20 protein-coding genes and 2 tRNA genes are annotated in these 22,999 nt (G+C 59.1%); 10 read left to right on the top strand and 12 right to left on the bottom strand.

All coding sequences use genetic code 11. The features are described from left to right. Window positions 1–96: 96 nt before the first annotated feature. Window positions 97–1,884, top strand: a complete 1,788-nt coding sequence (locus tag FKG94_RS04605) for a diguanylate cyclase (RefSeq protein ID WP_142903006.1) — start codon at window positions 97–99, stop codon at window positions 1,882–1,884. 91 nt (window positions 1,885–1,975) lie between these two features. Here the strand turns inward: FKG94_RS04605 and FKG94_RS04600 are convergent. The 9 genes from FKG94_RS04600 to FKG94_RS04560 all read right to left on the bottom strand — a co-directional run bounded on the left by FKG94_RS04600 (window position 1,976) and on the right by FKG94_RS04560 (window position 9,344). Continuing rightward, window positions 1,976–2,052, bottom strand: a tRNA-Met gene (locus FKG94_RS04600). A gap of 90 nt (window positions 2,053–2,142) precedes the next feature. Further along, a complete protein-coding gene (gene ychF, locus FKG94_RS04595) occupies window positions 2,143–3,234 on the bottom strand; it encodes a redox-regulated ATPase YchF (protein ID WP_142903005.1) in 1,092 nt (363 codons plus the stop codon). Window positions 3,235–3,279: 45 nt separating this feature from the next. Beyond that, window positions 3,280–3,867: an aminoacyl-tRNA hydrolase gene (gene pth, locus FKG94_RS04590; protein WP_142903004.1), complete on the bottom strand. Its 588-nt coding sequence runs from the start codon at window positions 3,865–3,867 to the stop codon at window positions 3,280–3,282. Window positions 3,868–3,952: 85 nt separating this feature from the next. Then, a complete protein-coding gene (locus FKG94_RS04585; protein ID WP_142903003.1) occupies window positions 3,953–4,594 on the bottom strand; it encodes a 50S ribosomal protein L25/general stress protein Ctc in 642 nt (213 codons plus the stop codon). A gap of 161 nt (window positions 4,595–4,755) precedes the next feature. After that, window positions 4,756–5,685, bottom strand: a complete 930-nt coding sequence (locus FKG94_RS04580; RefSeq protein WP_142903059.1) for a ribose-phosphate pyrophosphokinase — start codon at window positions 5,683–5,685, stop codon at window positions 4,756–4,758. 108 nt (window positions 5,686–5,793) lie between these two features. After that, window positions 5,794–5,868: transfer RNA gene (locus FKG94_RS04575), tRNA-Gln, on the bottom strand. 56 nt (window positions 5,869–5,924) lie between these two features. Beyond that, window positions 5,925–6,767, bottom strand: a complete 843-nt coding sequence (gene ispE / locus FKG94_RS04570; RefSeq protein WP_142903002.1) for a 4-(cytidine 5'-diphospho)-2-C-methyl-D-erythritol kinase — start codon at window positions 6,765–6,767, stop codon at window positions 5,925–5,927. Between the two features lie 232 nt (window positions 6,768–6,999). Beyond that, on the bottom strand, window positions 7,000–7,608 hold the full coding sequence (gene lolB / locus FKG94_RS04565) for a lipoprotein insertase outer membrane protein LolB (protein ID WP_142903001.1): 609 nt from the start codon (window positions 7,606–7,608) through the stop codon (window positions 7,000–7,002). Further along, window positions 7,605–9,344 carry a tetratricopeptide repeat protein gene (locus tag FKG94_RS04560; protein WP_142903000.1) on the bottom strand — a complete coding sequence of 580 codons (1,740 nt, stop codon included), beginning with the start codon at window positions 9,342–9,344 and terminating at the stop codon, window positions 7,605–7,607. The genes lolB and FKG94_RS04560 overlap by 4 nt, the downstream gene beginning before the upstream one ends. Before the next feature lie 407 nt (window positions 9,345–9,751). Here FKG94_RS04560 and hemA point away from each other — a divergent pair, with 407 nt between their 5' ends. From hemA to FKG94_RS04530, 6 genes are all read left to right on the top strand, one after another. Continuing rightward, complete coding sequence (hemA, locus tag FKG94_RS04555; protein ID WP_142902999.1) at window positions 9,752–11,032, top strand: glutamyl-tRNA reductase; 1,281 nt, start codon at window positions 9,752–9,754, stop codon at window positions 11,030–11,032. 36 nt (window positions 11,033–11,068) lie between these two features. Then, window positions 11,069–12,151: a peptide chain release factor 1 gene (prfA, locus tag FKG94_RS04550; protein WP_142902998.1), complete on the top strand. Its 1,083-nt coding sequence runs from the start codon at window positions 11,069–11,071 to the stop codon at window positions 12,149–12,151. Window positions 12,152–12,154: 3 nt separating this feature from the next. Then, window positions 12,155–13,021, top strand: coding sequence for a peptide chain release factor N(5)-glutamine methyltransferase (prmC, locus tag FKG94_RS04545; RefSeq protein WP_142902997.1), 867 nt, complete (start codon window positions 12,155–12,157; stop codon window positions 13,019–13,021). A gap of 6 nt (window positions 13,022–13,027) precedes the next feature. Continuing rightward, complete coding sequence (gene moeB / locus FKG94_RS04540) at window positions 13,028–13,786, top strand: molybdopterin-synthase adenylyltransferase MoeB (protein WP_142902996.1); 759 nt, start codon at window positions 13,028–13,030, stop codon at window positions 13,784–13,786. A 14-nt stretch (window positions 13,787–13,800) separates the two neighbouring features. Next, window positions 13,801–15,180 (top strand): YjgN family protein, encoded by a 1,380-nt coding sequence (locus FKG94_RS04535; RefSeq protein WP_142902995.1) that lies wholly within the window; start codon window positions 13,801–13,803, stop codon window positions 15,178–15,180. Window positions 15,181–15,349: 169 nt separating this feature from the next. Beyond that, on the top strand, window positions 15,350–16,447 hold the full coding sequence (locus FKG94_RS04530; protein WP_142902994.1) for a PA0069 family radical SAM protein: 1,098 nt from the start codon (window positions 15,350–15,352) through the stop codon (window positions 16,445–16,447). Window positions 16,448–16,490: 43 nt separating this feature from the next. On the opposite strand, the gene FKG94_RS04525 is transcribed toward FKG94_RS04530, so the two are convergent. Then, window positions 16,491–17,939 (bottom strand): coniferyl aldehyde dehydrogenase, encoded by a 1,449-nt coding sequence (locus tag FKG94_RS04525; protein ID WP_142902993.1) that lies wholly within the window; start codon window positions 17,937–17,939, stop codon window positions 16,491–16,493. A 279-nt stretch (window positions 17,940–18,218) separates the two neighbouring features. Here FKG94_RS04525 and FKG94_RS04520 point away from each other — a divergent pair, with 279 nt between their 5' ends. Beyond that, window positions 18,219–18,632: an ExbD/TolR family protein gene (locus tag FKG94_RS04520; protein ID WP_142902992.1), complete on the top strand. Its 414-nt coding sequence runs from the start codon at window positions 18,219–18,221 to the stop codon at window positions 18,630–18,632. A gap of 89 nt (window positions 18,633–18,721) precedes the next feature. Here FKG94_RS04520 and FKG94_RS04515 read toward each other — a convergent pair whose 3' ends face one another. Then, window positions 18,722–19,222, bottom strand: coding sequence for an aminoacyl-tRNA deacylase (locus FKG94_RS04515; RefSeq protein ID WP_142902991.1), 501 nt, complete (start codon window positions 19,220–19,222; stop codon window positions 18,722–18,724). 237 nt (window positions 19,223–19,459) lie between these two features. After that, a complete protein-coding gene (locus FKG94_RS04510) occupies window positions 19,460–20,614 on the bottom strand; it encodes a type III PLP-dependent enzyme (protein ID WP_142902990.1) in 1,155 nt (384 codons plus the stop codon). Window positions 20,615–20,740: 126 nt separating this feature from the next. Here FKG94_RS04510 and FKG94_RS04505 point away from each other — a divergent pair, with 126 nt between their 5' ends. After that, window positions 20,741–21,166: an Lrp/AsnC family transcriptional regulator gene (locus FKG94_RS04505; RefSeq protein WP_142902989.1), complete on the top strand. Its 426-nt coding sequence runs from the start codon at window positions 20,741–20,743 to the stop codon at window positions 21,164–21,166. Window positions 21,167–22,063: 897 nt separating this feature from the next. Continuing rightward, entirely contained in the window at window positions 22,064–22,999 is a 936-nt protein-coding gene (locus tag FKG94_RS04500; protein ID WP_142902988.1) for an AAA family ATPase, read from the top strand.

Here is a 22,999-nt window from a genome sequence, read left to right as displayed (position 1 = left end):
GTCGGCTGTTAACAGGCCCTCGGTCCCGGTTACCTCTGAGACCGGTTGAATCTACCAAACAAGTGCGGCTTGCTGACCGCAGGTGCTCGGATATTAATGAGAATCGATCTTTTTAACGCTTGGGTGCGGGCCGTCAATGCATGGGTGGCCAGGACGGCACCGGGGATAGGCGTATACGTGTTGCTCGGCGGTCTTTGGACACCGGATACGGCGCTGGCCCAGTTTGAAGGCAGTGCCGCGCCGGGCGGTTCGTCCTTTACCGTGCGCGACAACATGGAAGGTCTCAAGTTGTCGGATCATATCCAGCTGCTGGAGGACAGACAGGCCAATCTTACCATCAGCGACGTTAAACGCCTGGACCGGCTGGGTAAGTTTGCCCCCCCGGGCAGTATTTCCCCCAATATCGGTTACACCAAATCCGCCTGGTGGGTAAAAGTCACCCTGGTCAATACCAACCCGGAAGAACTCGACGTCATTTTGCGGCAGATTTATCCGCTCATCGATTACATCGATCTCTGGGAAGCGCAGGGTGAAGACAACTGGACGTTGCATCGCACCGGCGATATGCGACCGTTTCACGAGCGGGATATCGAGCATAAAGACTTTCTGTTTCGTATGACGCTGCCGCCCGACAGTCGCACCGTTCATTACCTGCGCTACGAAACCGAGGGTCCGATCGACATCTCCCTGTCGATGTACACCCCGCTCAAGCTGATCAAAGCGCTCAGTAAAGAACAGCTCGCCTACGGCCTCTACTATGGTGGCTTCTTGGTGCTGGTGATTTACAACCTGTTTATTTTTATTGCCGTGCGCGATCGAGTATTTCTCTACTACCTGCTTTATGTTGTCAGCTACGGTCTTTACATGGCCTGTCACAACGGCCTGGCGTTTCAGTTCCTCTGGCCCGACTACCCCGGTTGGGGCAACCAGAGTCTGGTGGTGCTGCTGGCACTGTCGCTGTTTTGGGCGTTGCAGTTTTCCCGCAAAATCCTCTCGATTGCATCCTTTTCCCCGCGCCTGGATAAAATCTCCCTGGCACTGTTGGCGGTGGTGTTTATCAGTCTGTGCGGTGCCATTGTATTTCCCTACTCGTTTATGATCGTGGCGCTGTCCATCCTGACGATGGTGGAGATGCCGCTCATTTTGTGTATGGGAGTGCTGTGCTTACTGGCCGGCTTTGCACCGGCGCGCTATTTTATGGTGGCCTGGTCGGCGCTGATCTTTGGTGTGATTGTTTATATGTTGAAAATTTTCGGTTTGCTGCCACATACGTTCTTTACCGAAAATGGCTTTCAGATCGGTTCGTTGATCGAGATGGTGTTGCTGTCGCTGGCGCTTGGCAGCCGCGTCAACGATTTAAAACGCCAGAGTCGCACCGATGCGCTCACGTCCCTGGCCAACCGGCGCGAGTTCGATGAAATTCTGCGCAGTGAGTTTCACCGCGCCTATCGCCACGGCCAGCCGCTGTCGCTGCTGATGATCGATATCGATTACTTTAAAAGCTTTAACGACCGTTTCGGTCATGCCAAAGGTGACGAAGTGTTAAAGATGGTGGGCGGACTCCTGAACTCGAATGTGCGCAAACCGAATATTCCCTGTCGTTTCGGCGGCGAGGAATTCGCCGTGGTCCTGCCCCGCACCAACTGCCGGGAAGCCATAACGCTGGCAGAGCGTTTGCGGCGCAAAGTGGAGGAGAAAAACCTCGGCGCCGAACAGGTTACCATCAGCATCGGTTTGGCCTGCGCCGCCGATGGCGCGATTTCCAGCGTGTCCCAGCTGCTCGATGCCGCCGATCGCGCGCTCTACTACGCCAAAGAACAGGGACGCAACCGGGTGATCAATATCGAGGAACTGGAGCCGATGTTCAACCTGGTGAATTCTTAACGCCTTGCCGGCGACCAATCCCCTTCGATTAAAAAACTGTCGGCTGAAAAGCTCAATACCACCCGATTTTAAAGCGGTAATTGCTGGAAGATGGTAGCAAGGGGGAGACTTGAACTCCCGACCTCAGCATTATGAGTGCTGCGCTCTAACCAGCTGAGCTACCTTGCCACAAACCCAAGTCCCGGCGCTGGTTCGGGTACCTGGGAGGGCGCGTATTTTCTCCGCCCCGCCCGATAAAGTCAAGCCTTGCGGGCGGGCTCAGACATTAAAGCGGAAGTGGATAACATCGCCGTCGCGCACGACATAGTCTTTGCCCTCCAGGCGCCATTTACCCGCATCTTTGGCGCCCTGCTCGCCGTTGCACTCGATATAGTGCTGGTAGCTGATCACCTCGGCGCGAATAAAGCCCTTCTCAAAGTCCGTATGAATCTTGCCGGCCGCCTGGGGGGCGGTGGCGCCCACGGGAATGGTCCAGGCGCGCACCTCTTTCGGCCCTGCGGTGAAGTAGGTGTGCAGGTTCAAAAGCTCATAGCCGGCCCGAATGACCCGGTTCAAGCCCGGCTCCACCATCCCCAGGCCCTCCAGGAACTCCAGTTTCTCGTCGTCTTCCAGTTCGGCGATTTCCGCTTCGAGTTGGTTGCACACCGGCACCGTTACGGCACCCTCGGCAGCGGCGATGGCGCGCACCTGCTCCAGGTGGGGGTTATCCGCAAAGCCGTCCTCATCCACGTTGGCGATATACATGGTGGGTTTTACCGTCAGCAGGTTCAATTCCCGCAGTCGCGCCATGGCATCGTCCGCCAGGCCGAAGGAGCGCAGCGGTTTGGCCTGGTCCAGGTGCGGCTGGATTTGCTCGAGCAGCACCTTCAGTGCCAGCGCGTCCTTGTCGCCGCTTTTGGCCGTGCGGGTGACCCGTTGCAGGGCTTTTTCCACGGTTTCCAGATCGGCCAGTGCCAGTTCGGTATTGATAATTTCGATATCCGCTGCCGGGTCGATCTGGTTGGCGACATGGATGACATTGTCGTTGTCGAAACAGCGCACGACGTGGGCAATAGCGTCGGTCTCGCGAATATTGGCAAGAAATTTGTTGCCGAGCCCCTCGCCTTTGGAGGCGCCGGCGACCAGGCCGGCGATATCGACAAACTCCATGGTCGTGGGGATGACTTTTTGCGGTTTGACGATGGCCGCCAGCTTGTCCTGGCGCGGATCGGGAACGGGTACCACGCCGGCGTTGGGGTCGATGGTGCAGAAGGGGAAGTTCTCCGCATCGATACCGGCTTTGGTCAGTGCATTGAAAAGGGTGGATTTGCCGACGTTGGGAAGACCGACAATGCCGCAGTTAAAGCCCATAGTGTCTGACTCGTAGTGAAATTTGGCCGCCAATTTCTGGCGGCATTAGCTCTGCCTGGTGTGCAGTTGCCGCATGGCCCGGTTCCAGTCCCCGGCGGCGGCCAGCGGCAGTGCGTCCACCGCCGCACCGATGCTTTGGTCAACCAACTGTTGCTCGGCGCCGCCGGCCTTTTTCAGCACATAACCGATTACCTGGTCGGCGCTGCCGGGATGGCCGATACCGATGCGCAGGCGCGCGAAGTTTTTATTATTACCCAGGGCTTTGATAATGTCCCGCAGGCCATTGTGGCCACCATGGCCGCCGCCGTGCTTCAGGCGCACGGTTCCCGGTGCCAGGTCCAATTCGTCATGGGCCACCAGAATCGCCTCGGGGGGTATCTTGAAAAAGTTCGCCATAGCGGCAACCGCCTGACCGCTGCGGTTCATAAAGGTGGTGGGATTGAGGAGGCGAATATCGGCACCCGCCACGTGAATCCGACCGCTGTGGCCGAAAAACTTGCTTTCCGGAGCCAGGTCGGCGCTGTGGTGGCGCGCCAGCTCAGTCACGAAGTCGGCGCCGGCATTGTGCCGGGTTCGCGCGTATTCAGCGCCCGGGTTACCCAGGCCGACTATCAAGCGGATTGGCGTGTCCATGTCGTCTGTAGGTCTAACCCGACCTGCCTGCCGGGTGGCACCCGCACAATGGGTTGCACCCGGCAGGGGGAGAGTGGCGGCCGGGCTATTCTTCGGCGCTGCCTTCCTCCTCGCTTTCCTCGTCCCCGTCTTCGACGCTGCCGCGCGGTTTGTTTACGGTAGCGACCGGCAGATCGTGGCCGGCGCCGTGGGAGAGGGCGACGGACTCCACACCCTTGGGCAGGGTCAGGTCGGAGATATGCACGATTTGACCCGCTTCAATCTCAGCCAGGTCGACTTCGATGTACTCCGGCAAATCGGCGGGCAGGCAGTTGATATCGAGCTCAGTCATATTGCGCGAGATCGAGCCGCCCTGCATTTTGACCCCCACGCACTTTTCTTCATTGATAAAGTGCAGGGGTACGCGGGTGCTGAATTTCTTGGTTTTGGAGACACGCAGAAAATCCGCGTGCATGACCAGCGCTTTCGCCGGGTGGCGCTGCAGGTCTTTCAGAATAACGTTCTCGCTTTTACCGTCCACATTCAGTTCGATAATGTGGGAGTAGAACGCTTCGTTTTCCAGGTGTTTCAGCAGCTCGTTGTGGCCCACCGCGATGCTTTGCGGTTTTTTCTTGCCACCGTAAACGACGGCGGGTACTTTTTCGGCCAGGCGACGCAGGCGGCGGCTCGCACCTTTCCCTGCGTCTGCACGGGCCTCGGCATTCAATACGAAATCTTCAGCAGACATTGCCAGATCCTCTCGAGTTAAAAACTACGGCAGTCCGCGACCAGAACATGCCCTAGCGTGTTGATGCCTCCCCACCCTGTTTTGGGCAGCAATATCGCTGCACAGTCATGGCCGTAGAGGCGGTTAGTCGGCCGCCGGCAAGCCGGCGGCCGGTGTAATACTTATCGGAACATCGCGCTCAGCGATTCTTCATTGCTGAGACGGCGCACCGCTTCAGCCAACATATGCGACAGGGTGAGCTGGCGGATATGCTTACACGCCTGGGCCTCCTTGCGCAGTGGAATCGAGTCGGTTACCACTAACTCGTCCAGTACTGAGTTGTCGATATTGGCAATGGCATTGCCCGACAGGACCGGGTGCGTACAATAGGCAACCACTTTCTTGGCGCCCTTTTCTTTCAGTGCGGTGGCGGCATTGCACAGGGTGCCGGCGGTGTCCACCATATCGTCCACCAGCAGGCAGGTGCGGCCTTCCACTTCACCGATCAGGTTCATAATTTCCGCCACATTGGCCTGGGGCCGGCGTTTGTCGATAATGGCCAGCTCAATTTCCAACTGCTTGGCGACGGCCCGGGCCCGCACGACACCGCCGATATCGGGCGACACCACGATCAGGTCTTCGTAATTCTGGCGGTTGATGTCGTCCAGCAGCACCGGCGAGCCGTAGACATTGTCCACCGGCACATCGAAAAAGCCCTGAATCTGTTCGGCGTGCAAGTCCACGGTCAACACCCGGTCGATACCGACACTGACCATCATATCGGCCACCACTTTGGCGCTGATGGGCACCCGGGAGGAGCGCACCCGCCGGTCCTGCCGCGCATAACCGAAGTAGGGCACCACCGCGGTAATCCGGCCGGCGGAGGCGCGTCGCAGCGCATCGATCATCACGAACAATTCCATCAAATTGTCGTTGGTGGGTGCGCAGGTGGATTGCACCACAAACACATCGCGTCCGCGCACGTTCTCATTGAGTTCCACCGCGATTTCACCGTCGGAGAACTGGCTGACTGTGGCGTCCCCCATGGGGATACCCAATTTGTCGACAACCTTCTTTGCCAGGGCCGGGTTTGCGTTCCCGGTAAAGACCATTAAGTCAGCCACTTTCTCTCCCTTCTTATCTTTGTCGGAATCGGGTTTGCAGATGTGAGGTGCGGGACCTTATGTGAAAATCCATGTGTGAAAATATAGCCTGGAAAATGGCTGGGGTGGAAGGATTCGAACCTTCGCATGACGGGATCAAAACCCGCTGCCTTACCGCTTGGCTACACCCCAGTAGCTTGTACAACGCCTTTATATAAGGTCTAGCATGTAATAAGACCTGACATGTGTTACGACATTGGGAGTCGGTCATAAACCGGTGAGCGGTTGATACCCTTCGCCACGAAACCCGGTATATGTGCCGGTCGCTGCGCCAGTACTGCCTGTGCCTGTGCGGCCGATGCGAAAGCGGCAAATATGCACGCGCCTGTTCCCGTCATCTGAGCCGGGCTGTGCTGACTTAGCCAGCGCAGCGCCTCATCCACCGGGGGATAAAGGCCCGCTACCAGTGCCTGACAGTCGTTTCGACCACCCCGCTCAAGAAAGGCCGCTACTGTAATGGCCGTCGTGTCTCTTGTCAATTCCCTGCGGGAAAAAATCGAGGCCGTCGATACCGTGCATTTGGGGGCCAATACCAGGAACCATTTCTCAGGCATTTCAATGGCTTGCAACTGCTCGCCGATACCCTCCGCCCAGGCGGTTCGAGCCTCCACGAAGACCGGGATATCGGCGCCCAGGCGGGCGCCTAAAGCGGCCAGTGCCGGGCGGGACAAGCCGCAGTTCCAGAGATGGTTGAGCCCGATCAGGGCGCTGGCGGCATCGGAGCTGCCGCCGCCGATGCCGCCGCCCATGGGCAGGCGCTTGTGCAGGTATATATCCGCACCGCGGCGGGCGCCGGTGGCCTGTTGCAGGGCGCGAGCTGCCTTGACCACCAGATTGTCCTGTTCCGGCACCCCGGGCAGGGTCGGTTGCAGGCGAATTTCACTGTCGCTGCGCAGGCTGATATCCAATTGGTCGCCGTAGTCCAGTAGTTGAAAGAGGGTCTGCAGGTTGTGATAGCCATCGGGCCGGCGGCCGGTGATATGCAGGAAGAGGTTGAGCTTGGCCGGAGCGGGAAGAGTCAGGTCGGGCATCAACGGCACTTCATTGAGAGTATTTGCATCAGTTTATCGATCCCCGATCCCATCGAACCGACCTCAATTAAGCGTACTGAAGGTAGGTCTGGCACTGACTGGGGCCTTCAGAAACACGTCGTGAACCCGTCCCTGGGGACTTCCCGACAGCATCCCTGCTGTCGAGAGTTTCTGAAGGCCCCAGTCAGTGCCAGACCGATCAATTGACACATATTTGCTTAAGGAGGTGACACTATCGATCCCCCACCTCCCACTGTCTGATAACCAGTGTCAGTTTCAGAGGGTCGCGGATCGCCACGATTTTGCCCGGCAACTGCCAGGGGCCCACAGTGTTATAGCGGCTGTAGGAGAGTTGCCAGCCGGATTGTTCCAGATAGGCCAGGGCACCGTTGGCGGTCTTCTCTTGCGAAGCCACCGGCGCGCGCGGAGCGGGAATTCCCCTGACCCAGTAATACAGGTCGCGCACAGGAATGTCCCAGCCGAGCGCGCTTTGAATCAACTCCTCCGGTGTGCCGGCCGACAGCGGCGGCTGGCCCGCCTGCTCGAGCTGCACCTGCCGGCGATTGCCGCGAATCCAGGTGGTGCCCTGCCCGAACGGGCCGCTCAGGCGAATGGCGTAGAGACTTGCTTCCTGTTCCCAGTCCAGGGTGACACTGCCGGAATCCGCCGGCATGCGAACCCCCAGCTTGCCGCGCAACTGCCAGTTATGTAACTGCGCCAGTTGCTGTTGATAAGCGTCCCAGTTGTCGATGGGCGGCAGTTTGGGCTGGCCGGCGCAGCCGCCTAGCAGCGCCGCCAGCACCAGCCACAGACTGCGGCGGCACAAGCCTGTGAAGGTCACTTGCCGCTGTCCTCACTGACTTGTTTTTGCAGCCGCTGCATGGTGGCGGGAATCACTTCGCTGTTGGGGTTGAGCCGCAATCCCTCCCGCCAGATTTCGCGGGCCTCCTGCTCGCGGCCGAGCACCCAGAGCACCTCGCCGAGATGGGCGGCAATCTCGTGGTCGGGATAGGCCTTCATGGCCTCGCGCAGGCGCAGCAGCGCCTCGTCAAAGTTGCCGAGGCGGTAGTGTACCCAGCCCATGCTGTCGATAATGGCCGGGTCATCCGGCCTGATATCGAGTGCCTGGCTGATCAGCTCCAGCGCCTCTTCATAGCGGGTGGTGCGATCGGCCAGGGTGTAGCCGAGGGCATTGAGAGCGGTGGCGTTGTTGGGTTCGTATTTGAGAATGGTGCGCAGATCGCGCTCCATGACATCCAGTAGATCGCGCCTTTCGTTGATCATCGCGCGCGCATAGAGCAGTTTGGCACTGGTGGGGTTTTGCTGCAGCGCGCCGGTCAGCAGGGATTGCGCCTCGTCCAGGTAATCGTGCTGGCCGAGGACTTCCGACTCCAGCAGGTAGAAGCGCTCGGCCTGGTCCGGAAAGCGCTGGCGCAGTTTATCGAGCCGCTCGTTGGCCTCGCCGAGGCTGTTTTGCCGCACCAGTATATCGGTCGATTGCAGTATTGCCGGCAGGAAGTCGGGGCCCGGTTCCACCTGCCAGTAGTGCTGCAGGGCCTGATTGTAGTTTTCACTCTCCTCCTCCAGCCGGCCCAGATAGAAGTGCGCCGATGAGCGCCGGTGACCGAGTGTCAACAGGCGCTCGAAATACCGGCGCGCCTCTTCCTTCAAACCCCGTTCATTGCTGACCAATGCCAGTGAAAACACCAGTTCCGGGTCGTCCGGTGACTGTTCCACCAGCAGGCTGAATTGCCGGTGCGCCTGTTCCAGGTCGTAGTTGGCCAGCAGGCGGGCATACTGCAGGCGCAGGCGTTTGTTTTCGGGGAATTGCTGCAGCAGCTGCACCAGGCGCTCCAACGCCTGCTCCGGCATCTCCAACTGGTGCAACAGCTTCGCCTCGAGGATAGCCGCCGGGATATAGGTGGTGTCCTGAGCCAGCGCCTGGCGGGCACTGTCGAGAGCCGCTTCCAATTCCGTCTGCTGTTGCAGCAGCAGCCCCCGACCTACCAGCAGTTGCATGTTTTGCGGGTGTTGTAACAGTAGCATTTGGTACTGCTCCAGCAATTGCTCGCGTTGGGTGTCAGTGACCTGTACGGCTCTGGCGGCTATGGTTTGAAAGATAGGGGTGCTGCCCAGCGCGAGCAGCTGGCTCGATTGTTCGAAGGCCTCCAGCAGGCGGCCGGCCTGCGCCAGCTCTGTGGCGGCAATCATGCGCGCCTCGCGGTTGTCGGGTTGCAGTTGCACCCACAGCAGCGCCGTGTTCAATGCTGCCTGCCGGGCGCCCAAAAAGCGGGCGATGCGGGTGGCGCGGGCGGTGACGCCGGGGTCGCGGGTCTTGTGGGCCTGCTGGATATAGTTGCCGAGGGCTATATCATAACGCTCGCGGCTGCCTGCCATTTCGGCCACCAGCAGGGCGTAGAGCGTTTCCGCTGGAAACGGCCGCGGCGGAGCTTCTACCACCGGCTCCGGCACGACTTCGACCGGTGTTTCGGTCACGGGAACCGGCGTCTGGGTAGCACAGCCGTAGAGGGTAAGCGTGCCGATAACGGCCACTGCCAGCGCATTGGGTGCTTTCATGGAATTTCGCAAGCGTTGTGCTTCCTAGTCGGTGGACGGATTATTATAAGGCAAAGGTATCTCTCTACGTACACTTCTCTGCGCGCAATTGCGGGAGTTGGTCACAGGCGCTGGTATAAGTGTACCCCCCGGATATACGGGGTTTTGCGGTTTGCGGATTCAACCTGATACCGTCCATACGGTCCCGGTAACCGACCGTCGGCCCGCAAATCGCTTTTTTCCTTGCCAGCGATTTGCTGTACCGGGAGAATGTCGCCTTTTAGTCCTTTTGAGGTTTGCGTGAGTGCGGTGCCGTTATTGCCTGATAACTATTGGCTCATAACCATTGCCGCATGATGCTCTACACCAGCTATACAATAGATAGATCAGCGGTTTTATAAACAAGTTCCGTTTTTTAAAGATAATCCATGGCATTGTTGGCATTCGGGATCAATCACAATACAGCGTCGCTGGCCCTGCGCGAGCGGGTGGCTTTTGCACCCGAGCAGATGAGCGATGCGCTGGCGGATGTGCAACGCTCGGCCGGACTCGAGGAAGTGGCGATTCTCTCCACCTGCAACCGCACGGAAATCTATGCCTGCGCGCAGGCGGCCGGTGTCGAGCCGTCTGCTTTGCTGATGGAGTGGCTGGCCCGTTACCATCATTTGTCACTGGCCGATATTGAGCCCTATCACTACTGGCATCGGGGGGAAGCGGCCATTCGCCATATGATGAAAGTGGCCTGTGGTCTCGACTCGCTGGTGCTGGGAGAACCACAGATACTCGGGCAAATGAAATCGGCCTATGCGGTGGCCCATGGCATGGGCACGATCCGCGCCAAGCTGCACGGGGCGTTTCAGCAGGTCTTCAGTATCGCCAAGCGCGTGCGCACCGAAACCGCCATCGGTGAAAATCCGGTATCGGTGGCCTATGCGGCAGTGAGTCTGGCGAGCCAGATTTTCTCCGACCTGAAACAGGACACAGCACTGCTTATCGGCGCCGGCGAGACCATCGAACTGGTGGCCAGACACCTGTCCCAGCAAGGTGTGAGAAAGATTATCGTGGCCAACCGCACCCTGGGCCGGGCCGAAGAGCTGGCCCGTCGCTTCGGCGCCGAGGCGATACTGCTGGCGGATATTCCCGAGCAGTTGTACCGGGCCGACATTGTCGTCTCTTCCACGGCAAGTCAGTTGCCGCTGCTCGGCAAGGGGGCGGTGGAATCGGCGTTGAAACGGCGCAAACACCAGCCGATTTTTATGGTCGATATCGCCGTGCCGCGGGATATCGAGGCCGAAGTGGGGGAACTGGAAGACGTCTATCTGTACACGGTGGACGATCTGCGCGAAGTGATCGAGGAGAATCGCAAGTCGCGCCGCGAGGCGGCGCGCAAAGCCGATACCATTATCGATCAGGGGGTAGCGCTGTATTTGGATGAGTTGCGGGCGCTGAATTCGGTATCCACCATCAAGGCCTACCGGCGCAAGGCGGAAGTGTTGCGCGATGAGGAGTTGGCCAAGGCACAGCGGCTGTTGCAGTCCGGCGGCGATCCCGAGCAGGTGCTGGCCCAGCTTGCCCGCAACCTGACCAACAAGTTGCTGCACACGCCCACGGCGAAACTGAAGCAGGCCAGTGCCACCGGCCGCAGTGATATGATTGGCGTTACCCAGGAGTTGTTTGAACTGACCCAGGACGATATGGAACAGGAGTAATCCTGGCGGCGGCCGGTCTCACTGAAGCGAGAAATAATGAAAGCGTCAATACTGGAAAAACTGGAAAACCTGCAGGAACGTTACGACGAGGTGGGTGCGCTGCTCGGCGATCCGCAGATCATCGGCGATCAGAACAAGTTTCGATCGCTCGGCAAGGAATATGCGGAGTTGGAGCCGGTGGTGGGGTGTTATAACCGCTACCGGCAACTGCTCGACGATGTCGAGGAAGCCAGGCAACTGCTCAAAGACGGCGATGCCGATATGCGCGAGATGGCGCAGGAGGAGTTGCAGTCCTCCGAACAGCAGATCGAACCGCTGGAGCTGGAGCTACAGACATTACTGTTGCCGAAGGACCCCAACGACGAGAAGAATGTGTTCCTGGAAATTCGCGCCGGCACCGGCGGTGATGAAGCGGCGATTTTTTCCGGCGATCTGTTTCGCATGTATTCAAAATTTGCCGAGAGCCGCGGCTGGCAGGTGGAAATCCTCAGCGAGAACGCCGGGGAGCACGGCGGGTATAAAGAAATAATTACCCGGGTCGTGGGCCGCGGGGTCTATTCGCAGTTGAAGTTCGAGTCCGGCGCGCACCGGGTGCAGCGGGTACCGGAAACCGAGTCCCAGGGCCGCATCCACACCTCCGCCTGCACCGTGGCGGTGATGCCGGAAGCCGACGAGGTGGCAGAGGTGAATATTAACAAGGCGGACCTGCGTATCGATACCTTCCGCGCCAGTGGCGCCGGCGGTCAGCACGTCAATAAAACCGATTCGGCGATTCGCATTACCCATCTGCCCACCGGCATTGTGGTCGAGTGCCAGGACGAGCGATCGCAACACAAAAACCGCGCCCGCGCCATGTCGCTGCTGGCGGCCCGGCTGAATACGGTGCAGGAGGAAAAGGCCGCGCAGGAGATTGCCGATGAACGGCGCAATCTGGTGGGCAGCGGCGATCGCTCCGAACGTATTCGCACTTATAATTATCCCCAGGGCCGGGTGACCGACCACCGTATCAATTTGACCTTGTACAAGCTGGCGGAAGTGATGGAAGGTGGTCTCGGGGATGTGGTGCAGCCCCTGGTCAACGAGTATCAGGCGGACCAACTGGCAGCGTTAGCCGGGTAATCCGTGGCGACCATCGGCGACTGTTTACAGCGGGCTGCGGAACTGGCGGCGGTGAGCGAGTCGCCGCGCCTCGATGTCGAGGTGTTGCTGGCGCGGGTACTGGAGCGCGATCGCGCCTATCTCTATACCTGGCCGGAGCGAGAACTCGACGGCACCCAAAGGGCATTGTTTGCGGCCTACATCGAGCAGCGCCTGGCGGGTACTCCCATTGCCTATATACTCGGTGAGAAAGAATTCTGGTCGCTGTCGTTGCAGGTTAATGATGCTACGCTGATTCCGCGGCCGGAGACCGAGTGCCTGGTGGAAAGAGCCCTGCAGTTGCTGCCGCCAACCCCCTGCCGGGTCATCGATCTCGGTACCGGCAGCGGCGCCATCGCCCTGGCCCTGGCCGGTGAAAGGCCGCAGTGGCAAGTGTTTGCCGTGGATGCCAGCACCGCGGCGGTGGCGCTGGCCGAGCAGAATCGCTGCCGCCTGGGGCTCGACAATGTGACAGTGCAACGCGGAAACTGGCTGGCGGCATTTGATGCGGTCGCGCGTTTGGATATGGTGGTCAGCAATCCGCCGTATATCGATGCGGCCGATCCCCACCTGCAACGCGGTGATGTGCGCTTCGAGCCCCGCAGCGCGCTGGTGGCCGCTGCCGGTGGCCTGGCGGCGATCGACACCATTGCGCAACAGGCGTGCGGGCGGCTCGAGCCCGGCGGCTGGCTGTTGGTGGAGCACGGCTACCGCCAGGGCGCTGCCGTGCGGGCGCTGTTGCGGCGTTGCGGCTTTGTCCAAACAGCGACACATACCGATATGGCCGGATGCGAGCGAATGACCGAGGGGCGCCTGCCAACTATTCTTTCAGGACCGGGCGCAGACGGGTGAAAAGCCATGAACGACGACGAACTATTACGTTACAGCCGCCAGATTATGTTGCCGGAGATCGATCTCCAGGGACAGGAAAAGCTGCTCGCCGCGCGAGTGCTGGTGGTGGGATTGGGTGGCCTCGGCAGTCCGGTGGCCATGTATCTGGCGGCGGCGGGAGTGGGCAGCCTGGTCCTGGCGGATTTTGACCGGGTTGATTTGAGTAACCTGCAGCGCCAGATCGTCCATCGCACCGCGCGCATCGGCGCGGCCAAGGTGGAATCGGCGGCGGCCACGCTGCGCGAACTCAATCCGGCGGTCGATATTGTGGCGCTCGAGTGCCGCTTGAGCGAGCAGCGGCTGCTGGCGGAAGTGGGCACTGCCGATGTAGTAGTGGACTGTTCGGACAACTTCACTACCCGCTTTGCGCTGAACCGGGCCTGCGTGGCGCAAAAAACCCCGCTGGTCTCCGGTGCCGCGATCCGGCTCGAGGGCCAGGTGGCAGTATTTGATGCCCGGGTGGACGGGGCGCCCTGTTACCGCTGTCTTTATGATGTGGCGGAAGATGAAAATCTCAGTTGTGCCGAAAGCGGGGTGTTGGCACCGCTGGTCGGTATCGTGGGCTCGGTGCAGGCGCTGGAAACCATCAAACTGTTGGTCGGTTTCGGCGAGTGCCTGGTGGGGCGCCTGCTGATACTCGACGCCAAGGCCATGGTGTGGACCCAGCTCAAGCTGGCGCGCGACCGACAGTGCCCGGTGTGCGCCGGCGCGGAGCTGAAAACATAACAACGGGAGGCGCGATGCCCGAGGCTCGTTTCGATATTGTATTCTACGGGGAAACTGTCGACGGTTTCGATCGCGATAAGGTGAAACGCCGGTTTGCGGAACTCTTTCCGGTCACCCGCAAAACCCTGGAGCGCATTTTCTCAGCCGAGCAGTTGACGCTGAAATCTGACCTCGATGAATCGGGCGCGGAAAAATTCTGCACGGCGTTGGCTGAGATTGGTGTGCTGGTCGCCATCGAGCCGCATCTGCCGTTTGGCCGACTGGCGCCGGCCGACCCGATTGCCGCGGCCGACGTCGCCCCGGCTGTGCTGCCTTCGGCGCCGCCACCTGAACTGCCGCCTGACGCACCACCCGATCCGCAGCCTGACGCACCACCTGCACAACAACCCGCGGCGACTGTCGTTACGGATCGGGCCGAGCCGGTGACATTGGGACTGCAGGAACGCCACCTGCGCTTTAGTTTCAGCGGCGCCGGCAATGACTACTTCAAGGTATGGTTGACCGATCTCTTGTTGACCCTGGTGACACTGGGCATCTATTCGGCCTGGGCCAAGGTCAGGCGCAAGTGCTATGTCTATGAGCGCACCCGGTTGGACGACATGTCGTTTGAGTATCTGGCCAGCCCGCTCAGCATTCTCAAAAGTCGTATTGCTGTCACGGCCGCGATTGCCGCCGTGGTGTTGGCCTTAACTGTGTCCCAGGCCCTCGGCTTGGTGTTGCTGGCGGGACTGGTGGTACTCGCGCCCTGGCTGCTGGTTCGATCGCTGGCGTTTAATGCTCACAACAGCGCCTATCGCAATATCCGCTTCGGCTTCCGGGGATCGGCGCTGGAGGCCGGCCGGGCGTTTCTGGGCTGGCCGCTGCTGGCACTGGTGACGCTGGGGGTGCTGGCACCCGCGGCTGTTCACCGGCAGCAGGGTTTTTTGATCCGCAATTACCTTTACGGCCTGCGGCGCTTCGAATTCAATGCCACGCCGGCCTCTTTTTACCGGCTTTCGGTGTTCGCCACGGCGGCCGGCCTGCTCTGTGGCCTGGCCGTGATGTCGCTGGTCGCCGGCGCCGCGGGGCTGCTGCTGGCGGTCGCTGTTTACGTGATCGTCTTTTCTCACTGCGCTGTCGGCCACGGCAATGCCCTGTTGCGGGCCGCGGCGCTTGACGGGCACCGCTTCGATGTTGCCGATGATAGGGTTTTCTATGCCCTGAGGGTGCTTGCCAATGCCGTGGCGGTGGTCTTTTCGCTGGGCTTGTTCCTGCCCTGGGCGCGGGTCTGGTCGTGGCGATACCGGTGCGATCATCTGCAGGTGGCGACCGCCGCCGACACCGACCGCTTTGTGGCATTGGAATTGGAGCAGGTGGGTTTGGCGGTTGATCGGCGGACTTTGATGCCGTCGTGAATCGGTGTTATAGCGGGTTGCGATAAACGCCGGACTATCACCGCCTTATTAATTCTACGCCGGCTCAAGGAATGGGATTGCATATTATCGCAAGACTCATATACTGTTTATTTATACAGTGTTTCAGGGTGTCCGTGATGATAATCCTCTACCAGCGAACAAGTCCGCAATGACGACTCCCAATGGCAGTGATGACGCCGGTGCCGGGCGGCCGTTGAAAGGGCGCGGCGCCCTGTCCAACCCGGCCAAGCGGTTTGATCGCTATCACACCTTGCGGGAAGACGACGGCTGGTGTTCGCCGGCGGCGGAGACTTCGGTTGCCACAGATGTACGGCCCGAGTACGCCAAGAGCATCATCGCCCGCAACGGATCGCCGGATGTGCCCTTCGATCAGTCGATCAACCCCTATCGCGGTTGCGAGCACGGGTGTGTTTATTGTTTTGCCAGGCCGACCCACGCCTATTGGGATTTGTCTCCCGGGCTCGATTTTGAAACCAAGCTGTTCTACAAAGCCAATGCGGTCGAACTGCTGGAGCAACAGTTGCGCCACCCGGGCTATCGGTGTAAGCCGCTGGTGTTTGGCACCAATACCGACCCCTATCAACCCATAGAGAAGTTTTACCAGGTGACCCGCAAGTTGCTGGAATTGCTGTATGCCCGGCGCCACCCCGTGTCGATTGTCACCAAGGGCGGCCTGATCGAGCGGGATATCGATCTGCTCGGCGCCATGGCAAAGCGGCGCTTGTGTTCGGTGATGATCAGTGTCACCACCCTCGACAGCGAATTGAAACGGCGGCTGGAACCCCGCGCCGCCGCGCCGCAGGCCCGGCTCAAGCTGGTCGAGCAACTGCGCGGCGAAGGCGTTCCCACCGGCGTGCTGATGGCGCCGATTATCCCGATGATCAACGATGCGGAAATTGAGACTCTGCTGCGGCGTTGCAGCGCCGCCGGGGCACTGTCGGCCAACTATATTCTGCTGCGCCTGCCGCTGGAAGTGAAGTCGTTGTTTTACGAGTGGTTGCGGGCGCATTATCCGCAGCGGGCCGAGCATGTGATCAGCCTGATACGGCAGAGTCGCGGCGGTGCGGATTACCAGTCGGCCTACGGCACCCGCATGCGCGGCACCGGTGTGTATGCGGAACTGATTGCCAAACGTTTCGCACTGGCCCGTAAAAAACTCGGGCTGGTCCCGCGGCGGGAGTGGGAACTCGACTGTTCGCAATTTACCGCGCCGCCTGCCCGCGAACTCCAGCTCCAGTTGTTTTAGCCGGGGACGTCTGGAATGGCGATGCTTTTAGTGTAAACAGGCCCTACTTCACCATCAGTTTATAAAGGAAATCGAACAGCTTGCCGTAGGGCGGCGCCAGCAGAGCAGCGCCGGGCAGCCTGGCCTGTTTGAATACAGGGCGCAATTTGGAAAACTCCACAAAACCCTCATAGCCGTGGTAATGGCCCATGCCGCTGTTGCCGATACCGCCGAAAGGCAGATCGTGTTGGGCCGGATGCATCATACAGTCGTTAATGCAGACGCCGCCCGAGATCGTGTTGGTCAGCACCTGCTGCTGTAGTTTTTTATCGTTGCTGAACAGGTAGAGCGCGAGCGGCCGCTCTTTTGCGTTGATAAACGCCAGCACATCGTCGAGGTTCTCATAGGGTTTGATCGGCAGCAGCGGGCCGAAAATTTCCTCCTGCATAACGGTCATATCGTCGCCGACATCGAGTAACAGGGTGGGTGGGATTTTCTGCAGGTCGTTGTCGGGCTGTACCCCTTCCAGCAGGCTGATCGGACGGGCGCCCTTGCGCTCGGCGTCATCCAGTGTCTGCAGTAGTCGGCTGTAAGCCCGGGTGTCGATAATCGCGGTGTAGTCCGGTGTTTCCAGCCGGCCGTAGCGCTTGGCGACCACGCGGCGGGCCTGCTCGATAAACTCGTCGACCCGGTGCCTGGGCACGAACAGGTAATCCGGCGCCACGCAGGTCTGGCCGGCATTGTACAGTTTGGACTGCACGATACGCTCGGCCGCCGCCTTGATATCGAAGTCCTCGGCGATAATCGTCGGTGATTTTCCGCCCAGCTCCAGGGTGACGGGGGTGAGAAATTCGGCCGCCTTTTTCATAACCGTTTTGCCCACACCGGGAGAGCCGGTAAAGATCAAGTGATCGAAAGGGTGGTCGGTAAATTCCGCGGCGGAGACACCTGGCAGGAACGTTAGGGTCTCCGGCGGCAGCTTTTCCGCCACCAGCTCCGCCAACAGCCGGCACAGGTGCTGGGAATTGGCCGCCATTTTGACAAGGCAGCGGTTACCGGCCGCCAGTGCATTGGCGATGGGGCCCATCGATAAAAACAGCGGATAGTTCCAGGGCACCACGATGCCCACCACGCCTTTCGGTTGCGGCAGCACGGTATTGCTGGCCCCGGCGAACCAGATGGATACCTGGCGGCGCTGGGGTTTCATCCACTTTTTCAGCTTCTTGCGGCAGTCGCGCAGCCCGTCGATGGAACTGAACAGCTCCAGCGCCTGGGTTTCATGCACGGAGCGCCCGCCGAAATCCTTGTCGATCGCCTCGGCGATGGCATCCTGATTGTCCCGCAGCAGGTTTTCCAGCGCCAGCAGATGGCGGCGGCGTTCCTCAAGGGTGGGGTAGGGGTTATTGAAATAGGCGTCGCGCTGGCGGTTAAACATTTCGCTAACTTGACTGGATTGTGCTATCTCGGTCACTTTTTCTCTGGTTGCTTCGGTCACGCCAGCCGTTGATGTCATATTGGCCTCCGTCCGCTGCCGGATTTATGGGATAGGATGGCCGCAGACTAACAGAGATTGCACAAATGTACTATCGGTGGCAGCTTGTCTTGTCGGTCATATCCGCTCCTTGAGCGGGCAGCGGCAGTGGGTGGGAATAAAACGTTTGTTTTTTAAGCAATTAAGGCGCTGGCGGTGTCAAAGGCATTAATCAAGAATAGTGTTGTAGCGTCAGACAGGGTAAGATTACCGCCTTTAAAATTCGAATAACTTTTTTAAAGATTGTAAGGGGACACTATTGTGAGCCGAAAAAAGAGTCGTAAAGATGGCGATGATAGCTCTGATATCGACTTGACCCCAATGTTGGACGTCGTCTTTATTATGCTGATCTTCTTTATCGTGACGGCATCCTTTATTAAAGAATCCGTAATTGATCTGAATGTGCCGGAAGAGCAGGAAAACCCGCCGCCGCCCAATCCCGATGAGCAGAATATCCTGATTACCGTCACCGCTACCAACGAGATCTGGTTGGAGCAGCGGCGCATCGATGCACGGGCTGTGCGCGCCAATATCGAGCGCCTGCACGCCGAGTTTCCCAATGGTATCGTGATTGTCAAAGCTGACGAAGAGTCCGAAGCCGCCACCTTTGTGGCGATTGCCGACGCCGCCCGCGAGGCGGGTGTCAACCAGGTATCCCTGGTGGCCATGCAGTAGCGCCGCGTCTGCGCAGGGGCGCTCCCGCTCGGGGGCGTCTTTCGCTGCAATTGCCTGTCTCTCCCCCTATACCGCCTTCTGCGTTTTGATCAACCGGCTTTTTTTAACGCCGGTCCCGGCGCCTCGGCACTGAACTTTTCCCGCAGGGTTGTTTCCATCAAGATTTCGAACTGGCGCCGGCTGATATGGATCAGGTGCTCGTGATCGCCCGCCTGCATCCAGATATCGTCCACGTCCAGCAACTGCTCGTCCCAGATGACGTTGACGCCGTAGGCCTGACCCAGGGCCGGCACGGCGCCGCGGGCGCAGTCGCTGAATAACCGGTCCAGTTCCTCCTCGTCGGCCAGTTCCAGGTGGCGGTCGAAGATCTGGTTGAGCGTGTGGCGGCGGACCTTCCTGTCCGAGGGAATTACCGCCAGGGTGTAGTAGAAGTCCTCATCCCGAAACACCACGGCTTTGGCGAGGCTGCGCGACGGTATGCGCGCGGCGCAGGCGGTATTGTGTGAACCCTCCGCATAGTGATGGTGGAGCAAATCGAAAGCCACGCGATTGGCTTGAAGGTAGTTTTTCAGTGTGATGGCGATGCCCACGGCCAAATCTCCCGCAAAAATACGGCCGCTCCGGTCACGGTGGTTGCGTTGGTTGCCGGCCCGTGACTGCGGCGGCCTGCATAGTTAACGCACTCGTGTTTTAAGTATAATGGCCGCCGCCGGTTTGCTTAGTTCAAACCGTTATAGGTGCCGGTTTATTAGTGCCGATCGCTGCGGACCATACAGTTTGGCTGCCGCTTGAGGGGGCTGCTTGAAAGATCGGCTTGCAGGTGCGGCTCAGATAACCAGAACCTCCGGCGAGGGAAAGCCGTTGAAGCGGGTGCTGCAGGCGCTGCTGTAGGCGCCGGCGCTGCGCACGTAGATCAGGTCGCCCTCGGCCAGATTGTCGGGCAGTAAATAACCCTTGAAACAGACGTCGATGGAATCGCAGGTAGGGCCGGCTATGGTCCAGGGTACCGGCCGGCCATTGCGCTCGGTGTCCAGGATATAGGGAATACCGTCTTTGAGTTCCATCAGGCCGCTGTAAAACCCCGCGTCCAGATAGAGCCAGCGCTCATTGTTGCGCAGCGTGGTGCCCACCGCGCTGGTGACCAGACAGCCGGCCTCCGCCACCAGAAAACGCCCCGGTTCGGCGATCAGGCGCAGCGGCATCTCGATGGCGTCGAGTTCTTCCCGGATAACCTTGGCGATATCGGTGATATCCGGCACCGGGTCGCCCAGGCGCACCGGAAAGCCGCCACCCAGGTCGAGCAGTTGCGGTGTCAGACCGGCCGCGGAAAATTGCTGCAGGACATCGTGGGCGGCGCGGATACCGATGCGCCAGTTGTCGATATTGGTGCACTGGGAGCCGACATGGAAGGTGACCCCGGCCAGGTCGGCCTGCAACGCGGTCGCCGCGGCGAGGATGTCCCGTATCTCCGCCGGGTGGGCGCCGAACTTGCCCGACAACGGACAGACTGAACCCTCATTACTGGTAAAGATGCGCAGGTACAGTTTGGCGTCGGGCTTGATGCTGTGGACCTTGCGCAGCTCCTCGATGCTGTCGATGGCGAACCACTCGACGCCGGCGGCTGCGGCGGCGGCGATATGCTCACGCGGTTTTACCGGATTACTGAAAAAAATATCTGCCGGCGCCACCCCCAGAGGCAACAGCAACTCCAGCTCCTGGCGCGAGGCGATTTCAAAACTGACCCCCTCCGCCCGCAGGGCTTTGAGGATGCGCAGGTCCGGATTGGCTTTGACCGCGAAATGTGGGGCGATATTCGGCAGTGCCGAGTGGAACTGGCGGGCCCGGTCGCGCACTACGGCGGAATCCATCAGCAGAAACGGACCGGGATAGCCATCGCGCAGCACCTCCAGCAGAGAGGTATGGGCGAACTCCAGGGGTTGGTGGGGATGGTGTTGCTCCGTTGCAGTGTTTTGACAGCCCATTTTTGACCTCGACCAGCTGGGTATCCGGCCATGGTAAGACAGGGGAGTATCAATTTGTATGGTCACTATGAGCAAGATGTGCAATAATTTTGAGCAAATTGTCAGGCTTATATGGCAGATTGATAAATGGATAAGTTGGATCAGCGACTGCTGGCGCTATTGTCGGAAAACGGCCGCGAAAGTGTGACGGTGTTGGCACAGAAGTTAAGTGTCAGTCGAGCGACGGTCCAGGAGCGCATGCGCCGGCTGGAGAAGCAGCAGGTTATTCAGGGCTACACCATCCGCTTTGCGGCGGATTATCTCAATACCCGGGTGGTTGCCCATGTGCTGATTGCGACCGATCAGAAGCAGCCGGCCCAGTTAAACAGGCAGATCGAGAAAATCCCGGCGGTAAAGGCGCTTTACTCCATCAGCGGTGAATACGATATCTTTGCCGTGGTGCAGGAGGAAACCACCGCCGATCTGGATCGGCAGATAGACCGGTTGGCGGAACTGGAAGGGGTGCGACGCACGCTGACGTCGGTAGTGCTGTCGAAGAAGTTCGAGCGCTAGCGGACTGGTCGATACTGGTCGCTAGAGTCTGCGCGGTATTGTGCGGCGGCCGGTTAGTCGCTAAACGCCGTGAGTAAGACTGGTGTTGGCAGACCGCTGGAGCTGGGTCCTAATATCTGTTTATTCAGGGCGAACGTTAAAGGTTTTGGCGGCTGGTTAAGCCGCCAGATCCTGAGCTGCGATTGCAGTGAGCAGGCCTAGGGTGACGATAAGGGCGATTGACATAAACATAGTGTGATCCTCGGGTTGTGGGCGGTCAGGGCTGTGTTAATCCATGTGTTGCAGTTTACTGAGCTGGCCTCAAAGTTGGTTCAAGGACGGTAAAGAAGTGTTTCGAATGGGGAGTTTGTGTAAAGGCGGGCTGCGTCTTGGTGCTGGCGTGAATGGCATTGCCCTGTAGTGCGATTAATTAAGACGATTTGTGCCAATTGACCGGTCTACCTCTGGACAGTGCTTTCAGAAACACGGACTAGGCGTCCCCTCGATGAACCCATCCATGGGGACTCGCCTAAAGCGCCTACTCTCGCTTAAGGCGCCTACTTTTGGTGGTCACGACAGCATCCCTGCTGTCGAGAGTTTCTGAAAGCACTGTCCAGAGGTAGGCTTAACCTTGATCTTCTTAATCAAGATCGATAAGACCCGAGTGAGGGTTGATAAATTGCCGCAAAATCTTTTTAGCACCATCTTCACTAAAAGTAGGCACCTTAAGCGAAAGTGAGCATCTGAAGCGAATGCCATCAGCATTGCCCTGTTTGTCTGGCAAAAGCGATGTCAGCGGTAGGCTCGCTGTCTGCTAAGGCTATCATCCGGACTAATCGGCCACTATCACCATTATTAGGTTCATAAGCCGGGCCCTCGGCGTTACACTGGCCAGGTCTCCCGATTTAAGGTGTAGCGGTGAAAATCAAACATCACGATAAGATCTCCTCGCCCGAGGTAGTGCGGGAAGGTTTTGAAAAACTGGGCTACATTTGCAGCGATGCCATTGCCACCGCCATGTACCTGGCCTGCCAGTTGCAAAAACCCATCCTGGTGGAGGGACCGCCGGGGGTCGGCAAGACCGAACTGGCCAAGAAAACCGCTGAGTATCTCGGCGCGCCTTTGATCCGCATGCAGTGTTACGAGGGCCTGGACGAGGTCAAGGCGCTCTACGAATGGAAATACGGCAAGCAGCTGCTTTACACCCAGGTGTTGAAAGATCAACTCGGCGATATCCTGCGCGGTGCGCGCGGCCTGGAGGAATCGGTGAGCCGCCTGCACCAGTTCGGCGATATCTTTTATTCGCCGGAGTTTCTCGAGGCGCGGCCCCTGCTGCAAACGCTGCAGGTGGAGGACGGGGCGATATTACTGGTGGACGAAATCGATAAGGCGGACCAGGAATTTGAGGCCTTCCTGTTGGAGTTGCTGTCCGACTATCAGGTCTCGATTCCTGAAATCGGCACCATCAAGGCCAAATCCACCCCGATAGTCCTGCTCACCAGCAATAACACCCGGGAACTGGGCGATGCGTTGAAACGCCGCTGTCTGCACCTGTATATTCCCTTTCCGGAACCGGCGCTGGAGGCGCAGATTATCGCCACCCAGGTGCCGCAGATGCAACGACAACTGCGCGAGCAACTCATTCAGTTTGTCGATCAGTTGCGGGCCATGGCGCTGAAAAAGGCGCCGGCCATCAGTGAAACCATCGACTGGGCCAGGGCTTTGCTGCTGCTCAATGTCGAATCCCTCGACCGCGCCTGGGTGCGGGATACCTTGAACCTGTTGCTGAAATACCAGGAGGATATTGAGATTGTCGAACCCGAACTTGGCCGACTGTTGAATCCGAAAAACTAG

The organism is Exilibacterium tricleocarpae, from assembly GCF_007004655.1.
GTDB classification, from domain to species: Bacteria; Pseudomonadota; Gammaproteobacteria; order Pseudomonadales; family Cellvibrionaceae; genus Exilibacterium; species Exilibacterium tricleocarpae.
Note: the sequence above shows the minus strand (reverse complement) of the source record. Positions and strands in the feature narration are given on the sequence as shown.